General features: G+C 45.5%; 13 protein-coding genes and 1 pseudogene. 5 read left to right on the forward strand and 9 right to left on the reverse strand.

All coding sequences use genetic code 11. The features are described 5' to 3' along the window. Window positions 1-134: 134 nt before the first annotated feature. Window positions 135-1,628: a UDP-N-acetylmuramoyl-L-alanyl-D-glutamate--2,6-diaminopimelate ligase gene (locus O9324_RS16335; RefSeq protein ID WP_288140727.1), complete on the reverse strand. Its 1,494-nt coding sequence runs from the start codon at window positions 1,626-1,628 to the stop codon at window positions 135-137. A 434-nt stretch (window positions 1,629-2,062) separates the two neighbouring features. On the opposite strand from O9324_RS16335, the gene O9324_RS16340 reads away from it, so the two are divergent. Beyond that, window positions 2,063-2,809 carry a DUF4079 domain-containing protein gene (locus tag O9324_RS16340; protein WP_287628339.1) on the forward strand — a complete coding sequence of 249 codons (747 nt, stop codon included), beginning with the start codon at window positions 2,063-2,065 and terminating at the stop codon, window positions 2,807-2,809. A gap of 40 nt (window positions 2,810-2,849) precedes the next feature. Here the strand turns inward: O9324_RS16340 and O9324_RS16345 are convergent, their stop codons facing one another. Together O9324_RS16345 and O9324_RS16350 are read right to left on the reverse strand one after the other, a co-directional pair. Then, entirely contained in the window at window positions 2,850-4,283 is a 1,434-nt protein-coding gene (locus O9324_RS16345) for a hypothetical protein (RefSeq protein ID WP_288140728.1), read from the reverse strand. 344 nt (window positions 4,284-4,627) lie between these two features. Continuing rightward, window positions 4,628-6,853, reverse strand: a complete 2,226-nt coding sequence (locus O9324_RS16350; RefSeq protein WP_002769952.1) for a glycosyltransferase family 2 protein — start codon at window positions 6,851-6,853, stop codon at window positions 4,628-4,630. A 541-nt stretch (window positions 6,854-7,394) separates the two neighbouring features. Here O9324_RS16350 and O9324_RS16355 point away from each other — a divergent pair. Further along, window positions 7,395-7,577 carry a hypothetical protein gene (locus O9324_RS16355; RefSeq protein WP_288140730.1) on the forward strand — a complete coding sequence of 61 codons (183 nt, stop codon included), beginning with the start codon at window positions 7,395-7,397 and terminating at the stop codon, window positions 7,575-7,577. Between the two features lie 413 nt (window positions 7,578-7,990). On the opposite strand, the gene O9324_RS16360 is transcribed toward O9324_RS16355, so the two are convergent. From O9324_RS16360 to O9324_RS27255, 4 genes are all read right to left on the reverse strand, one after another. Next, window positions 7,991-9,070 (reverse strand): pentapeptide repeat-containing protein, encoded by a 1,080-nt coding sequence (locus O9324_RS16360; RefSeq protein ID WP_288140731.1) that lies wholly within the window; start codon window positions 9,068-9,070, stop codon window positions 7,991-7,993. A gap of 266 nt (window positions 9,071-9,336) precedes the next feature. Beyond that, window positions 9,337-10,578 (reverse strand): bifunctional ornithine acetyltransferase/N-acetylglutamate synthase, encoded by a 1,242-nt coding sequence (gene argJ / locus O9324_RS16365; RefSeq protein ID WP_002764602.1) that lies wholly within the window; start codon window positions 10,576-10,578, stop codon window positions 9,337-9,339. 151 nt (window positions 10,579-10,729) lie between these two features. After that, on the reverse strand, window positions 10,730-11,830 hold the full coding sequence (prfA, locus tag O9324_RS16370; protein WP_287628161.1) for a peptide chain release factor 1: 1,101 nt from the start codon (window positions 11,828-11,830) through the stop codon (window positions 10,730-10,732). Continuing rightward, window positions 11,809-11,988: a hypothetical protein gene (locus tag O9324_RS27255; protein ID WP_353851723.1), complete on the reverse strand. Its 180-nt coding sequence runs from the start codon at window positions 11,986-11,988 to the stop codon at window positions 11,809-11,811. Before O9324_RS27255 ends, prfA begins: the two co-directional genes overlap by 22 nt. A 155-nt stretch (window positions 11,989-12,143) precedes the next feature. Between O9324_RS27255 and O9324_RS16375 the strand changes: the two genes are divergently transcribed. Both O9324_RS16375 and O9324_RS16380 read left to right on the forward strand, forming a co-directional pair. After that, entirely contained in the window at window positions 12,144-12,347 is a 204-nt protein-coding gene (locus O9324_RS16375; RefSeq protein WP_288140732.1) for a hypothetical protein, read from the forward strand. A gap of 153 nt (window positions 12,348-12,500) precedes the next feature. Continuing rightward, window positions 12,501-14,654: a polyribonucleotide nucleotidyltransferase gene (locus tag O9324_RS16380; protein ID WP_288140733.1), complete on the forward strand. Its 2,154-nt coding sequence runs from the start codon at window positions 12,501-12,503 to the stop codon at window positions 14,652-14,654. Between the two features lie 342 nt (window positions 14,655-14,996). On the opposite strand, the gene rpsN is transcribed toward O9324_RS16380, so the two are convergent. Then, a complete protein-coding gene (gene rpsN / locus O9324_RS16385; RefSeq protein WP_002740009.1) occupies window positions 14,997-15,299 on the reverse strand; it encodes a 30S ribosomal protein S14 in 303 nt (100 codons plus the stop codon). 120 nt (window positions 15,300-15,419) lie between these two features. Between rpsN and O9324_RS16390 the strand changes: the two genes are divergently transcribed. Continuing rightward, on the forward strand, window positions 15,420-15,974 hold the full coding sequence (locus O9324_RS16390) for an NUDIX hydrolase (RefSeq protein WP_002764609.1): 555 nt from the start codon (window positions 15,420-15,422) through the stop codon (window positions 15,972-15,974). Window positions 15,975-16,187: 213 nt separating this feature from the next. Here O9324_RS16390 and O9324_RS27260 read toward each other — a convergent pair. Further along, window positions 16,188-16,598, reverse strand: a pseudogene (locus tag O9324_RS27260) (IS1634 family transposase N-terminal domain-related protein); the annotation flags it as partial. Window positions 16,599-16,989: the final 391 nt, after the last annotated feature.

Consider the following 16,989-nt stretch of genomic DNA (forward strand, 5'->3'; position numbering starts at 1 on the left):
GAAATGGGGCGAAAGTCTGTGGACTCTGTGTAAGACAGTACATGGTTTTTTAACTGTGGTATGCGACGGTGGTGGAAGCAGAAACTTAAATCGTGAGGTTTAGGAATCGCCGCACTTTTAGGGCGGCGAGGATGTCAACACTTTTTCCCTTTCAACAAAGCGGCCCGGGCCTGTTCGCGGTCATCGAAATGGATTTTTTCCGTCCCCAAAATTTGATAATCTTCGTGACCTTTACCCGCAATAATTACTCCGTCTCCCGGTTGTGCTGTTTGAATAGCGGTGTCAATGGCCACAGCGCGATCGCTAATTACCTGTACGGTAATTTCTGAAGGAATGCCAGCGATAATATCCTCAAGGATTCGTTCGGGAGACTCTGTGCGAGGATTATCGGAGGTAACTATGGCTAAATCTGCTAATTCGGCCGCTATTTTCCCCATTAACGGTCGTTTTGTCCGATCTCGATCGCCGCCACAACCAAAAACACAAATCATCCGACCGGAAATAAAAGGCCGGGAAGCTTTTAAAACATTCTCTAAACTGTCGGGAGTATGGGCATAATCGACAATGACGCTGATATCCTGGTCGGGAGCGGTGCTAACCCGTTCCATCCGCCCTGGTACTCCTGAAAACTGGGGAATTTGACCGATTACTGTCCCTAAATCTACACCACATTCTAACACTGCCGCCACCGCCGCTAAGAGGTTAGCTAGATTATATTGACCCACCAGAGGAGAAGCAAAGGCTATTTCTCCTTGGGGAGTCACCATCACCCCTTGAACTCCCGTGGGTTGATAGTGTAAATCTTTAGTATAAAAATCGGCACGAGCATCGGACACACTATAGGTTAAAACCTGTTGGGGAGACAGGGAGGCCACTAAACGTTGACCATAGGCATCATCAACGTTAATAATCGCCTTACCTTGCAGATAATCGGTACTAAATAATTTAGCTTTAGCGGCAAAATAATCCTCCATATCGAGGTGATAATCGAGATGGTCCCGGGTGAGATTAGTAAACACTGTCACGGGAAAAGTACAACCCTGTACCCGTCCCTGGGCCAGTGCATGGGAACTAACTTCCATGACGGCGATTTCATTGCCGGCGCTCACCGCTTTGGCCAAACTGGCTTGTAACTCGTTAGCGAAAGGGGTGGTATGATTAGCAGTTTCTTGGAATCCTTGCCAACGGGTGTAAAGAGTCCCGAATAACGCGGTGGGAATCCCTGCTTGGCTGAGAAAATATTCAATTAGATGGGTGGTGGTGGTTTTGCCGTTGGTTCCCGTCACACCGATTAATTTTAGGGTTTGGGCAGGATAATGATAAAATTTGGCAGCGATCGCAGCAGTGGCAGTAACTAAATCTGCCACAACGATTACGCAAGCATCCTCCGGGGGGGGAAATTTAGCGGCGGCTGCCGGGGAGATAATCGCCGCTAGGGCCCCGGTTTCCAAAGCGGAACGCCAAAATTCGCCGCCATCGACGCGAGTGCCAGGTAAACCGATAAATAAATCTCCCGGTTGACAAGCATGGGAATTGGTGGAAATTCCTGTAATCTCGGTAATAGAAGCGATAGGAGAAGAAATCGGGGAAACCGGAGTGATATTTGTCAAAAGTTCTTGCAGTTTCATAGTCAGGATTGAATCTAGGGATTGCTGCTTTTAGATTAGCCGATAATCAAAGAGGTTCCTAGTCCGAAATGGGAAGTGGGTTTTTCAGTGATCAGTAAACAGTAATCAGTAATCAGTGAACTGAAAACTCACATCTGATAAGGCTCTCTTGTACTTTGTGGGAAAATGTGGGTATTCTTGATAGTTTCTTGGGTAAGTAAGCACTGAAAGCCTTATCCAAAGACCGTTTGAAAAGCCATAAATTTTGCTTATCACACGAAACCCAAGAGAGCCTCTGATAACTGATAACTGATAACTGATAACTGAAATCCCCAAAACCCTATCACCCTATCTCCTGCCTTTTGCCTTTTGCCGACCGGCTCCTGATATCTGCGATAAGCTAAAAAAAACAAGGCTATAACTGGTCAACTGCTGACGATTTTCGGGATATTTATATGCAATTAGTCGATTTTCTGGCTCTCATTCATCCTGTCCTAGCGATAGTGGTCGTTTTCCCTATTATCGGCCTCGTAGTTAACTTTGCTTGGCAAACCCGTCAACGTCGCCTAGAAACCAACGCGGGAAATAAAAGTAAAATTCCGCCAGTGGTCGGGCCGGAACATCTACGCTTAGGCCGCTGGTTAACGGGTACAGTGGTAGGGGTTAACCTGTTAGCACTAGCTTACTCGGTCGTTTACGGGTTTAATGGTTTTGTCGATAAACAAAAAGATGGAAAATTAGACTCCTTTCAGGTCATTTTTGTGATTTTGATGTTTTTTGTCACCATTGCCTCTTTGGTCTGTCTCTACCGCGCTAGACAAGCTCTCTGGCGCGGAATTTTTGCCACCTTGACTGGCATCGGTTTAATTATTATCGGTGCTCAGGATGGGGTCTGGCGACTCTCGGCCCAATGGTATTGGTCTCACTACTATATCGGTATGGCGGCATCAATACTGATGATTTTCTCTCTGGCAATTGTCGAAGATATCTATAAAGACCGCTCCCATCGTTGGCGCATCGCCCATACAATTCTCAATTGTATCGCTCTGGCTCTCTTTCTGGGACAAGCCATGACCGGTTCGAGGGATTTACTGGAAATTCCCCTCAGTTGGCAAAAACCGGCAATTTATCGCTGTGATTTCACCAATAAAACCTGTCCTGAACCGAAATCCTCAACCCCCCTCATTAACCCGATAAGTTAAACTTTTTTAGGGACTGGGAGAGGGTGAAGCAGTCGCGAAATTAATTACACTCAGATTTACCAGGAGCGGTATCGATGGGTTCCTCACACCAATTGTCAATACCACCAAGCTGGAGAAATGGGGGTCTCAGGTCTGCGATTAAGTCAGCCCATTGTACCCCTTGGGTCACAGCTACAGCACCGCTAGTTGAGGGACAGCCTGAAATTTTGCCCCAATCTTTACCCCAGGCAGCACCGGTGAAACCAGTACCAGTTTTACCGAGGGAATAGTTAGGAGCAAAGATAAACGCTTGTAGTGTTTGGTTTCCTGTCAGACAAATGGAACCTGATTCATTATAGGCATAAATCTGTAGATTGCCCAATTTACAGCCAGGCTCCATAGCACAATTATGTTCGATGGCACCCTTAATATCACCTTTAACATAAAAAACTACCCGTTTCCCCGGAGTAATGGTAATCTTCTCGTCTGTCAAGTCGATCTTATTAACGGTATATTCGTACACTTCTACGCTTTTACCGTCAATCGTGCGGGTAGAATAGGTATCAGTGTCTCTGGGAAAAGTTCTCTGAGCAAGCGGAAGACTATCGGTAAGTTCCAGGTCTTTCTGACCAGAGGGAAGGCCAGTGGGAATCTTCGGTAAATCGGGGAAAAACACACCGACAAATCCTGCTCTGTAGGGGGGACTGGGTTCAAGTGTGGGCTGTTGAATCTTATCTTGTTTAGCCTTACATTCTGGACTCACCACCTCCTCCACCACATCCCCTTGAAATTTAGCAGCATCACCGTCCGCATTTCCCTCACTTATCCATAAAGCTGGGACCGTGGTGCGGTTAAATGCGGGGGTAGGGGCATTAAGAATAGGGATAGTTACCACCACGCGGTTACGGGAGGCGGCATTATCGTCACTATCTATATTGGGATCAGTCTTAGTTAGGTCTGTTGCGGCACTGGTGCGAGAACGTCCTTCGAGGGTGAGAACTCCCCGGCTGGATACAGAATTATAATCATATCTAACCACGCGATAATAACGATTATTATCGAGCTTAACCCAATTACTACTAGCCAACTCTTTTAATTCATCGATTTTTTTCGTCAAGGTAGCAGCAGCGTTGGGATTACTACAGGAGGGGGCGGCATCGACTAATTTTTTTAACTGTTTCTGTAAATTGGTGGGATCAGTAACCACATCATATTTGGCGTTCTGCCAACAATCGCCGGAAGCACAATGACTATTAACCGTCGCCATAACTCGAACGCTATTGAGTAGATCCTGCACGCGAGCCACTCCAACTTCGGAACTTCTTAAAGCATCAGCCCGGACTTTTTGGGCAATTACTTTCGATTGGTCCCCTTGGGCGCGCATTATCATAGTTATTCCTGTCACCATGAGGATGAGTCCAATTAACACGGCAAGAGGCAAGGCAAACCCCTTTTCCTTATTAGCCATCAGGTGAAGGTATAAACGATTGTTCATAAGCCAGTCCATCTAAGAATGGTTACTTTTATTACAATAATATCAATTTTTGGTCAAGTGAAAACTGTGAGAATACAGGAATAGCACTGTGAGTGAAATCACAGACTAAGGCCAGTTGATAGGATAATCAGCCAGTAATTTTTCGATAAGTATGTAGGCGTTAAAAATTATTATCAGACACCCCCCTTATCAAGAGGGGCAGGGGGGATCGGCACCCCCCTTATCAAGGGGGGCAGGGGGGATCGGCATCCCCCTTATCAAGGGGGGCAGGGGGGATCGAACCTAAAATCCATTTTTAATTTAATTATAACCAGCTACTTAAGTATTTTCGACTTTTGACTAAACTAAAGGGCTGTTTTTCGATTCAGAAATGCTCGCCAAATCAAGCCTATCCCCCGAAAAAAGCTGATAATTAACAACCAAAGGGATTTTAATTCTCCTGCCGTATTTTTCGGTTGCCAGCGCTGGGGACGACAGAATAAAAAAGTAATTAGTTTTCTCTGCTTTGATAGGATAAGTGGCTGGAATTTAAGGGTTGCTTGCCAGATTTTGCCTCGTTTTTCTAGATTGACTAGATGAGCAGATAAGCGCAAATCTTCGCCTAAAATATCTAGGAGTAATTTTTCTGAGTAGATGGGTTCCCTCAGGTGAATTTCTGCTCCTATTTCCGAAAGTTTTTTGAGATTGCCCTGTATAATTATATTCGCTTCTGTTATCAAGTTAACAGGAGATTCCAACAATTGGTATTGAGTTTCTAAGGTGAGGGGAGCTTCCAATAAAGCCACCAGAGCAGTCATGATAATAACCACGTTATATATAGCCAAAATCAAGCCAAAATTTAGGGGACTTTCTTGATAATTGTGATGATTTAAATTAAAGAAAATACTAATTAAAGTAATGGTGAGAAAAAACAGCAATGGGTAGGATAAGTGCCAATTATATTGATAATTTTTGCGAGCAATTCCCTTGGGTGTCACCTGAAATCCTTTGTCAAAGGGTTTCCAAAGAACATGGAGAACTGTTAGGGATGTTGGTACACAAATAATCATCGATAGTACCTCAGAAAAAACAATCGAGCGCGAGCGAGAATTTAACCAGTGATAAGTGGCTAACTGGAGCATCATGTAGGGTAAAAAGATATAGATTGTCTCATCGATGGTAATGTTCAAAGGTACTATATATCCAAAGGTATAAAGGAGAGGAATAAGCAGAGAAAATAAACGAGCTAAGGGAGAAAACCAGGATAAAAGTCCTTCTAAGTGTGCCAATCTTTGGGGTAGAGTTAGTCCCGCAATTTTTAGGGGATTAGCTTTGATAAAAAAGGCCTGTAACGTTCCTCTTGCCCAGCGCAATCTTTGCAGTAAATAAGCTGATAAACTTTCAGCAGATAAACCAGCACTGAGTTTTTCATTTAAGTAAATAACTTCATAACCTTTCGCTGAGATAGCAATCCCAGTAAAATAGTCTTCACTGATAGATTCTATATTAAAATATCCCACTTCCTCTAAGGCTTTTCTTCTGACAATAAAAGAAGTACCAGCACAGACAGGACTACCCACCCCATCTTTAGCTGGTTCGATATGACGATAAAATAATTCTTCGTCGGGAGTAACGATATTTTCTAAACCTAAGTTATGGGCGATAGGATCGGCATTATAAAAGCTTTGGGGCGTTTGCACTAAGGCAATTTTTTGGTTTTGAAACCAGCCAACAGTTCTTTCTAGAAAATTCCGACAAGGGATAAAATCTGCATCAAAAACTACCACTAATTCCCCTTGAGTTTGTCTGAGAGCATGGTTTAAATTACCTGCTTTAGCGTTTTTTCTATCCTGACGAGTCAGATAATGACAATTTAATTTTTCTGCCAATTGATGAATTTCTGATCTCTGAGTATCATCGAGAATATAAATATTTTTATGAGGATAATTAAGGGCTTGACAACCGATAATAGTTCTTTTTAAGATAAAGGCTGGCTCATTATAGGTGGGAATCAGAATATCTACCGTGGGCAAATACTGTTTATTGATCACTGCTTGGCTATAAAAATCAGCTTCTTTGCGTCTATCTTTCGTGGTTAAGACTAAAAATAACTGAATTATGCTACCACTTAAAACCATCATCTCAACGCCTAAAAGTAGTAAACTAAAAAAGCCATTGAGAGGAGTAGAAAGATTTAAAGTTTCCAGAATCCTCCAGAGTAGATAGCGCAGGGTGATAGCGAGAGTGATAGAAATAATGACTAATCTTGACCAAACTTGCGGATGCGGAGACAAGAAAATGATTAACTGCGTCAAAATTAGCAGGATAACTGTGGGTAATAATAATTGATAGCTATGAGCAACCGTGGGAACTTTAATCCAAGCAAAGGGGTTAAAAAAATCTTCTACTAAGCCAAGGAGTAGTCGATAAATATTGTCTTCTGGCCAAGATAATGATAAACTGACCATCATTAGCCCGCCGAGCACTGCTAACATAATTAAAATAACTGATATTATCGCTAAAATCGACTTGAATACGGAGGAATACACTGGTTTTTGAGGGAATGGAAAAATCGATTCTTGGTTAGACATGAATCCTCTTCTGATCAAATAAATATAACTAGGGCTGGCTGAATAATGATAAAACCCTTTTAAAATAAGGCTTTTGACCTGTTAAAATCCGATGTTAGTGCCAGAATATAGGATTGGGACATTCAAAAACCTGGCATTATTCTTTTTTAGTACATAAACTGGTACACAAAAGAAGGGCAACAAAGCCTGAAACGACCGACGACTGGCTACTGACTCCTAACCCCACCAACAAACTTTTTCAGCAAACCCTAACTACATTTTACAATTCTTAACAAAAACCTGTGCATTGGGCAGCTTTCTCATCCTTGGCAATGACACCAAATCGTTTTATAGTCTTACCTCGTTTCAAGGGAAACCCTTGGAACGCATTTCCGGAGGTTCTACCTTGGAACGAGACAAATCGAACTTTAAAAACCCAGTTATGGATTGTTGCTCCCTACACCCTACCCCCCACACTCCACACCCTGTCTCACTTTCAATCTGCTTGTCACCCCGTCAGGAACATAGTATACTTTGGTTAACCGTGAGGAAAAATTAATCTATGATAGCCGTCAAAATCGCCGTTGTTAGCGCTCTCGTTTTAGTTGTGGTCAAATTCGTCGCTTCTATTCTAGGCAAAGGCAATATACCCCTACTTAATCAGGCTGTCACTGTGATTTTAAGCCTTTTTATCGGTTTTGAGTTGATTCAACTAGGACAAGCGGTGATTGAAAAGATTAATTAGGGCTTGCTCAATAAATGTGAAAACCTTGTTGGGTAAAACTTTTAGACTTTTTGGTTTCCAAAAAGTACCAGATATGGGAGTGATCGGGTGGAAAATTCCGGGACTTTTTCCCTGAAAATTAGGTAATTGACCAGATGAAAATCGCTAAAACCCTACACCCCACCTGCCCCCAGGAAAAGCTTTTTGCCGCAAACCCTATTTGGGGTTGGCTGAATAAATGTGAAATGTAGGTAAGGTAAGGGTTTTGTGGCTTTTCTCGCCAAACAGGTGCAAGATTTTGAGAGAATCGTGCTTCCAAACCTTGCGTCTTCATCGGCCCGCGTCCTGTAGGGGCGAAGCATTTGGGCATAACCTATCGGTGAAACCGGAGATTTTCTATCCGAATGCTTCGCCCGTACTTTTTGCCGCAGACCCTATTTAGTAGTACAATCGATCAGATTTGGCGGATCTGAGTTTTTGTCCCTTTTGAGTTTCTCGATTTCTCGTTGATTGGCTTTTGGATCCGCAGCCACCCATAATTGTTTATCTCCATCCCACATGGCCTGCGTGTGTATTGCTTTTTCCCAAAAGCAGGCCGATTTAATTTGTTCTGGATGAAGATCCTCGGCTCCGTTGAGGTTGGCTCCGATGAGTTTGGCTCTGATGAGTTTGGCTCCGTTGAGGTTGGCTCCCCTCAAATTTGTCCCACTTAAATCAAGAATTTTAATTTTATTAGAGTCAGTTGTTTCAGCCAAATTATCCCCGGCTTGGTCATTCTCAACTTTACGCCGCCCGATTACCGTTAAAGCGGCCTGAACTGGAATACTCACGGAAGGGAGCTTTTTTAGGGCTTTCTCTCTTTCCTCTGGCTCCAGTTGTTCAATATTCGAGGGAATGGGGGAATTTTTACGAATGTAGGAAGTCAGCACTTCCATAATTGTCCATTGATCCTTGGGAGAATCTTTGGCAATTCGCTCTAGGGAATAAATGCCGCCAATTACCACCTCCTCTTTAGGATTACCGATTTGCTCGACAGCCTTCGAGAAGCGCTCAGTAATCAGACGTTGCTGAGTCAGCTGCATTTCCGCTTGAGAATTGAAATAATTGACAATAAGCCCAATTCCTGCGAAAAGGGTAGCAATTAATCCCAGGGCAGAAATAATCGTTTTGACCACATCAATGGCAAAGGTGCGGCTGTCTTTGTCTTCACGGGCAAAAAGCCCCGGTATTTGCTGAAATAGCCAGAAGGGAAAGATTAGCAGTTTCCAAGCAACTCTGACAAGAGACTGGAGCGATAGCAACAATCTTTTAATTAGCCTTTTTCCCCGGCGATAGGGCATCTTTAGATTCCAAGCAAGAATCGCTCTGGGATGTTGGCTAAAATATTCTTTCGCTTGCTGCCAGTCATCTATTTCACTGCCTTCTTTACCCGATGCCAGCCGTTTTTGATAAAACTCGTGAGCCTTAATCTGGTGCAATTCTAAAGGAATTCGTGGTGATTTTTTCGGAACCATGCAGTGTTTTCCCCGCCAATAGATGGATTTTGCCAAGAAACTGAGGGACTAACAAAACTGTTTTCGAGGTCGGTTGAAAAGAAGTAAAATCCAACCATTAAAGTTTGTCTGTTAATCGGGTAATCGGCTCTCTTGGCTGCTGTGTAATCAACAGGATCGATCATCGAGATTGTCGGTATAGACTAGAGCTTAACGTCAACCGTTGATCAAGCTGTTGGGATACAATCCAGCAAGGACAAGAGAGCCTGTTTACAGAATCGATCGCTTTAAGTGGTGTACTCTGCGTTAATTTTGACGTAATCGTAACTAAGATCGCAACCCCAGGCCGTACCTGTTCCCGAACCGTTACCGATGCAGATAGACATTAAAACGGTATCTTCTCGTAAATAAGCCCCGCTTGCTGCCGCTTTCAGGTAATTACTGGCACTAGCTCGATCGAACGCCAGAGGTTGACCATTTTCCATCATCACGAAGTCGCCTAACTTGATTTGTAGGTCTTCTTGATGGAAGACAACCCCGGCCCGGCCCGCGGCCGCCGCAATTCGTCCCCAGTTGGGATCTCGACCGAAAACCGCCGATTTTACTAAGGAAGAACCGGCAATGGTGCGAGCAATCTGACGAGCGGACTGATCATCAGCCGCCCCCGAAACCCGCACTTCTATTAAACAGGTGGCTCCTTCCCCATCCCGGGCGATCGCTTTGGCTAGGTATTGACAAACTTCCGTTAACATGGCCTCTAACTTTTGGGCATCCCGGCCCATTTCTGTGATCGCTGTGGTGCGCGATTGACCGTTAGCCAAGGCGATCAGACTGTCATTGGTACTGGTGTCCCCATCCACCGTAATCTGATTAAAACTTTTATTAGCCGCCCGACTTAACATATTTTGCCAGAGAACCGTCGATACTGCGGCATCACAGGTAATAAAGGAGAGCATCGTCGCCATATTCGGGTGAATCATCCCCGATCCCTTGGCAATTCCCCCAATTGTGACCGGACGACCATCAATAGTGGTTTGCAAGGCGATCGATTTGGGGACTAGATCCGTGGTCATAATCGCCCGGGCCGTGCTTTCGCCACCATTTTCCGACAATAAACCTGCTAAGGTCGGTAAAGCGGCGGTTAACGCATCCATGCGAATCCGTTGCCCGATCACTCCCGTAGAAGCCAGCAAAATTGCATCGGCGGGAATCCCTAAAACTTGGCTCAAGGCGGCGGCACTATCGAGAGCGTCTTGCCATCCAGCTTGCCCCGTGGCGGCGTTTGCTTGGCCGGCATTACACAAAATCGCCCTGGCGCTGGCTTTAGTTTGGAGGCGTTGACGGCAATAATCGACGCAAGCTGCCCGCACTTGACTGGTGGTAAAGACTCCGGCGGCGATCGCTTCTGTTTCCGAGACAATTAGGGCTAAATCGGGCAAACCGGACGGTTTTAGCCCCGCGGCCATCCCTGCGGATTTAAATCCTTTTGGGGCGGTGATCCCCCCCTCTATTTCCTGCCAATCGGCCATTTTCTCCCGTCTCCTACTCAAATTCGACGATCGATTATAGCAAGTAAAAAGCCAAAAAGTAGCAAAGGGTTTGACCGTTGCGGGTTGGGGGGAAGGGAGCGGGGAGCATAAATAAAAACAATCCCCTGTCTCGGAGTCTCCTGTGTTCTGATTAAGCTGTCTCTTGGGCAGCGGCTAATTCCGCCAGTTTTCCCTGTTGATCCTTGGCGATACAGGATTGAATCACATCTTCGATATCGCCGTCTAAAATGCGATCGAGGGAAAAATTCTGATTTAAGCGATGATCGGTGAGACGATTATCCTTATAGTTATAGGTGCGAATTTTTTCCGAACGGGAACCGGTTCCCACCTGAGAGCGCCGCATGGAACTGACCGCTTCCTGTTGTTCCTGTAACTTCATATCGTACAGTTTCGCCCGGAGAATCTGCATAGCTCGTTCCCGATTTTGCAATTGCGATCGCTCTTCGGTGCAGAAAACCCGGATTCCCGTGGGTTTATGGATTAAATCGACGGCAGTTTCCACTTTATTGACATTTTGACCGCCTGCACCCCCAGATCTAGCCGTGGTTAACTCAATATCCTTGGGATCGATATGCACTTCCACATCGTCCACTTCTGGCATAATCGCCACGGTAGCGGTGGAAGTGTGGACGCGACCACTCGCTTCCGTCAGAGGAACCCGCTGCACCCGATGGACTCCCGCCTCAAATTTCAGCTTACTATAGACGTTATCGCCTTTAATCTCTAAAATTGCCTCTTTAAATCCTCCCATATCCGCCGGAGATTCACTCAAAAGGCTAACTTTCCAGTTTTGAGTTTCGGCATATTTTGAGTACAAACGCACTAAATCCCCCGCCCAAATACTGGCCTCATCACCTCCAGTCCCGGCGCGAATTTCCAGCATGATATTCTTTTCATCGAGGGGATCCCGGGGCAGCAGCAGAATGGTTAATTGGTCTTCCAAAGTGGCGATTTTTGCCTCTAATTCTGCTACTTCTAGGGCGGCCATTTCCCGTAATTCGGGATCGCTGGCGGATTCTTTGAAGATTTGTTTCGCACCGATTAAATCCTCTTGACTTTTTTGCCAAATTTCGTAGGTGTTGACCGTTTCCTCTAGGGAAGCGCGGGATTTGGCCAGACGATGCAATTCACCCGGATTACTGGTGACATCGGGATCCGCTAGACGACGGGTTAATTCTTTGTAGGTCTGTTCTACAGATTGCAGTTTGTCTAGTAAATAACTTTCAGCCATAATCGATAGCCACAAATAGGGTTAAACGGGGTTAATTGGAAGATAACCCGCAAATTCATTGGATTAGAAGCGTCTAACAGATAATAGAGACGCAATCCTTTTAATTGTCTTAATTTTCTTGGTTTGGGGTTCTTCGAGATCGGAAAAATCCCGCTCAACTGCTGACAGTCAGTCAGTTTTGCTAATACTTAGAAATATTTTTAGGCCAGCAAGCGGCAAGGGAAGACATTTTTTTCTTAACCAGATTATTCCTATATCTGAAACTATCATTTTTTGGCCGGTTTGAGCAAGTAATCTTAAATTCTGTTTAAAAGTGGGGAAGTGGGGAAGTGGGGAAGTGGGGGATTGGGGGATTGGGGGATTGGGGGATTGGGGAAGTGGGGGATTGGGGGATTGGGGGATTGGGGAAGTGGGGGATTGGGGGATTGGGGGATTGGGGGATTGGGGGATTGGGGGATTGGGGGATTGGGGAAGTGGGGAAGTGGCGAGCTTTTTTGCTGTGATCAGTAAACGGTAAAGAGTAATCAGCGAACTGAAAACTCAACTCTGATCAGTGATCACTGATAACTGATCACTGATCACTGAATACTAAACCTGCTGGAAAGGGGGACAAAAAATGCTAGGATTGCCACAGCACAGAGAAAAGTGAAAGAAAGGAATATAGCTTTACATGGAAGAGTTTGACAAGTCAATATCCTTTGATGGCAGGGATATTCGACTAAAAATAGGGCTTTTAGCCCCCCAAGCTGGCGGTAGTGTTCTGATCCAATCGGGAGAAACGGCGGTTTTAGTGACAGCAACCACAGCCAAAGCCAGAGAAGGAGTAGATTTCCTGCCCTTAACCGTTGATTACGAAGAAAGATTATACGCCGCCGGGCGCATCCCGGGAGGATTTTTGCGTCGTGAAGGTCGTCCCCCGGAAAAAGCAATTCTGACCGGTCGTTTGATCGATCGCCCCCTGCGGCCTCTATTCCCCAGTTGGCTACGGGATGATATTCAGGTGGTCGCTACGACCCTCTCGATGGATGAGGAAGTCCCCCCGGATGTTTTGGCCGTTACGGGGGCCTCTGTGGCGGTTTTGTTGGCAGGTATCCCCTTCCAAGGACCGATGGCAGCGGTGCGCGTCGGTTTACTAGGGGATGAATTTATCATCAATCCCACCTACAAGGAAATCCATAACGGAGAATTGGATCTAGTGGTGGCCGGTAGTCCCGAAGGGGTGGTGATGATCGAAGCGGGAGCCAATCAGTTACCAGAACGGGATATTATTGAGGCGATCGATTTTGGTTATGAAGCGGTGCGCGACCTGATCAGCGCTCAACGGGAATTGATCGATCAGTTGGGTATTCCCCTCGTCACCCGAGAAGCGCCGGTAGTAAACGAAACCGTGCATAATTTCCTGAAAGAACAAGCTAAAGAGGAAATTAAACAGATTCTCTGCCAGTTTACCCTCAGCAAAACCGAACGGGATGAGAAATTAGAGGCGATCGAAAATCGGATCAAGGAAACTATAACCGCTCTCCCCGATGAAGATCCCTTAAAATCTCCAACGCTGGAAGAGCCGAAGTTAATCGGTAATCTCTTTAAGGATCTGACCAAAAAACTGATGCGCGCCCAAATTATCGAGGATGGGGTGCGGGTTGATGGTCGTAAACTGGACGAAGTGCGGCCGATTTCTTGCCGGGTAGGAGTTTTACCCCGTCGGGTTCACGGTAGCGGTTTGTTTAATCGCGGTTTAACCCAGGTGCTTTCGATCGCCACCCTAGGCACCCCCGGTGATGCTCAGGATTTGGGGGACGATCTCCATCCCGAAGACGAAAAGCGCTATCTTCATCACTACAATTTCCCACCCTTTTCCGTCGGTGAAACCCGTCCCATGCGTTCTCCCGGCCGTCGAGAAATCGGTCACGGTGCTTTAGCGGAAAGGGCGATCGTGCCTGTCCTTCCCCCCCAGGAGGAATTTCCCTATGTGCTGCGGGTGGTGTCGGAAGTCCTCTCTTCTAATGGTTCCACCTCCATGGGTTCCGTGTGCGGTTCTACCCTGGCGCTGATGGATGCCGGTGTTCCCCTGAAAAAACCCGTTAGCGGTGCGGCCATGGGTTTAATTAAAGAAGGGGAAGAAGTGCGGATTTTGACCGATATCCAGGGTATCGAGGATTTTCTGGGAGATATGGACTTTAAGGTGGCTGGCACTGATTCTGGCATCACCGCTCTCCAGATGGATATGAAAATCCCCGGTTTAACCATGGAAGTGGTGGCCAAGGCGATCGAACAAGCTTTACCGGCCCGCAAACATATCCTAGAGAAGATGTTAGCGACCCTAGAAAAACCCCGCACGGAATTATCTCCCCACGCACCGAGGTTATTGACGATCAAGATCGATCCGGATCTGATCGGGTTAGTCATCGGGCCAGGTGGTAAGACGGTTAAAGGGATTACTGAACAGACCGGCACGAAAATTGATATCGATGACGATGGGACTGTGACTATTTCCTCTACCGATGGGGAACAGGCCGAAAAAGCTAAACGACTGATCTACAATATGACCCGCAAACTCAATGAGGGTGAGGTCTATCTCGGTCGCGTGACTCGCATTATCCAAATCGGCGCTTTTGTGGAAGTTTTGCCAGGGAAAGAGGGAATGATCCATATTTCCCAATTGGCCGAGGGACGCGTCGGTAAGGTGGAAGATGAAGTGGCCGTGGGGGATGAGGTGTTAGTCAAGGTACGGGAGATCGATAGTAAAGGTCGTCTCAATCTCACCCGTCTCGGTATTCATCCCGACGAGGCCGCCGCTGCCCGTAAGGCTGCTACTGTAGTCTAGGTAAATTTTTTGTTCATGGTTAACTCTCGATCGCTCGATCGAGAGTTTTTGTTTAGGGCTTGCTGAATAAATGTGAAATGTAGGCAAGGTAAGGGTTTTGTGGCTTTTCTGGCGAAACAGCTGCAAGATTTTGAGAGAATCGTGCTTCAAAACCTGGCATCTTGAGCGGCGATCGCGTCCTGTAGGGGCGAAGCATTCGGGCAATAACCTATCGGTGAAACCGTAGATTTTCTATCCGAATGCTTCGCCCGTACTTTTTGCCGCAAACCCTACCTAAAAACGGCAATAGAGACGCAAAAACCACGCCTCTATCCCGGTATTTTCCCTAGATATTGTTTCTGACTACCAGCTAGACTTGACCACACCGGGTAAAAGACCTTGGTGGGCCCATTCGCGTAAAACGTTGCGGGATAAACCAAAATCGCGATAGTATCCTCTCGGTCTGCCGGTCGTTAAACAACGGTTGCGGTGACGACTGGGGGCGCTATTGCGGGGTAATTCCTGTAATTTTTGGTGAATTGCCAGTTTTTCTTCAAAATCTTCGGCGGTGCGGAATTGTTCTTTTAGTTCCGCTCTTTTAGCTTCGTATTTTTGTCTGAGACGAGCGCGTTTTTTCTCGCGTTCTACCATCGATTTTTTGGCCATGGGGTTTCTCGAAAAAGATTTAACCTGTAAAGACAGCATCTTCCATTATAACCTGAAACACCGGTGACAAAGGTAACATTTCTTGATATTAATTCTTAAAGTCCTAGTTGAAAATTTTCTATGTCTGAACCGCCTCAATTGCTCCAACAACGTCTTTTTTATCAAGGTCGCGTCTTTCAATTTGAAGTCTCGAAACTGCGTTTACCTAACGGTGTCGAGGGAGAATGGGAATGTGTCCGTCATCCAGGGGGCGCTTTAGCAGTTCCAATCACCAAGGAAGGTCAATTGGTTTTAGTACGTCAGTATCGATTTAGTTTGCAAGCTCGAATTCTGGAATTTCCCGCCGGAACGATTGATGAAGGAGAAGACCCTGCTACGACGGTAAAACGAGAATTAGAGGAAGAAGCGGGCTATCGGGCGCACAATTGGCAATCTTTGGGTAAATTTGCCCTGGCACCGGGTTATTCCGATGAATACATCTATGCTTTTCTGGCCCAGGATCTGGAAAAATTAAGCTTGCCCCCCGCTCAAGATGCCGATGAAGATCTGGAAGTGGTTTTTATGAGTTTTGAGGAAATGGAATCAGCGATCGCCAGGGGAGAATCGATCGATGCTAAAACTATTACTAGCTTCTATCTGGCCCGTTTAGCCGCTATAACTGGACTTCCCAGTTGACAAAAAGCCATAACCTGTACTGTAGGAGGGATTAAGAGAATTTCTGCTGCTCCTTTACTGGGTACAAATCAAGGAAACCCCGAATAAATCTAACGCATGATTGTTGCAGTTCAGTCGGTCGAGTTATCTTAGCAAAACGATAACTTCCCTCTCTAATCGTACATTCTACTGTATTCAAGCAAATCGGCCCTAAGTCCTCCAATAAAGTCCGAAAGTAATATAGTCTAATCCTTCTATCGGTTTTACTAATTCATTGATTTTCTCCTTTGTTAAAATTCCTCGATCTCTTACCCAGACCACATTCTCAATCCCCCAACCTTTTCTGACTTTCTCGATTTGTCTGGCTAAGGTGGCACTATCGGATGTGTTTCCTTCAAAGACTTCTCCCGCTATCGGACAACCCTTAGCTGAACATAGTAAGCCAAAAACTATCTGAGTTTTCCCTTTCTTTTTATCTCGATTGTAACGCCCCTTTAAGAGCCAGTTTCAGATTGTCGATAATATCATCGGGTAATTTTGAGAGGTTGGCCAGGGTTCTTTTTTTGACTTGATCTCCTTCTCGATAGGAATCAGGTCGAAGAACGGCGGGGGGGAATTACGGTTAGGAACTTTTTCTATATACATGACTACCATTCTAGCAAATGGAGAGAGTTCTTGTCTATTAAGAAGTGTTACAAATTACATGGGTGCATTAAGAAAAGTTAATGGGTGCATCCATTGATGGATAAGGGTTTTCTGTTTTTATAGTAGATATGTACCAAGAAAGTTCAGTAATACTAGATCCGTTGAGTATAGGCTACATATCAGGAGAGGCACTCATGCAAGAGGCAAGAGGCAAAACGGAGAATAAATAATCAGTTTTTAATAACCAGATTTAGGATAATACTAGATCCGCTAACTATAGGCTATTTTGGATCAGGTGACGAAACTAGCATTTTCTCCTAATTGAAGCGAAAAAACCCCGCATGACTTCGAGAAATCACCGGGGTTTTTAGGAAGAATAGGGATAGGGAAG

The organism is Microcystis sp. LE19-84.1B, assembly GCF_027531875.1.
In the GTDB taxonomy this organism is placed as follows: domain Bacteria; phylum Cyanobacteriota; class Cyanobacteriia; order Cyanobacteriales; family Microcystaceae; genus Microcystis; species Microcystis panniformis.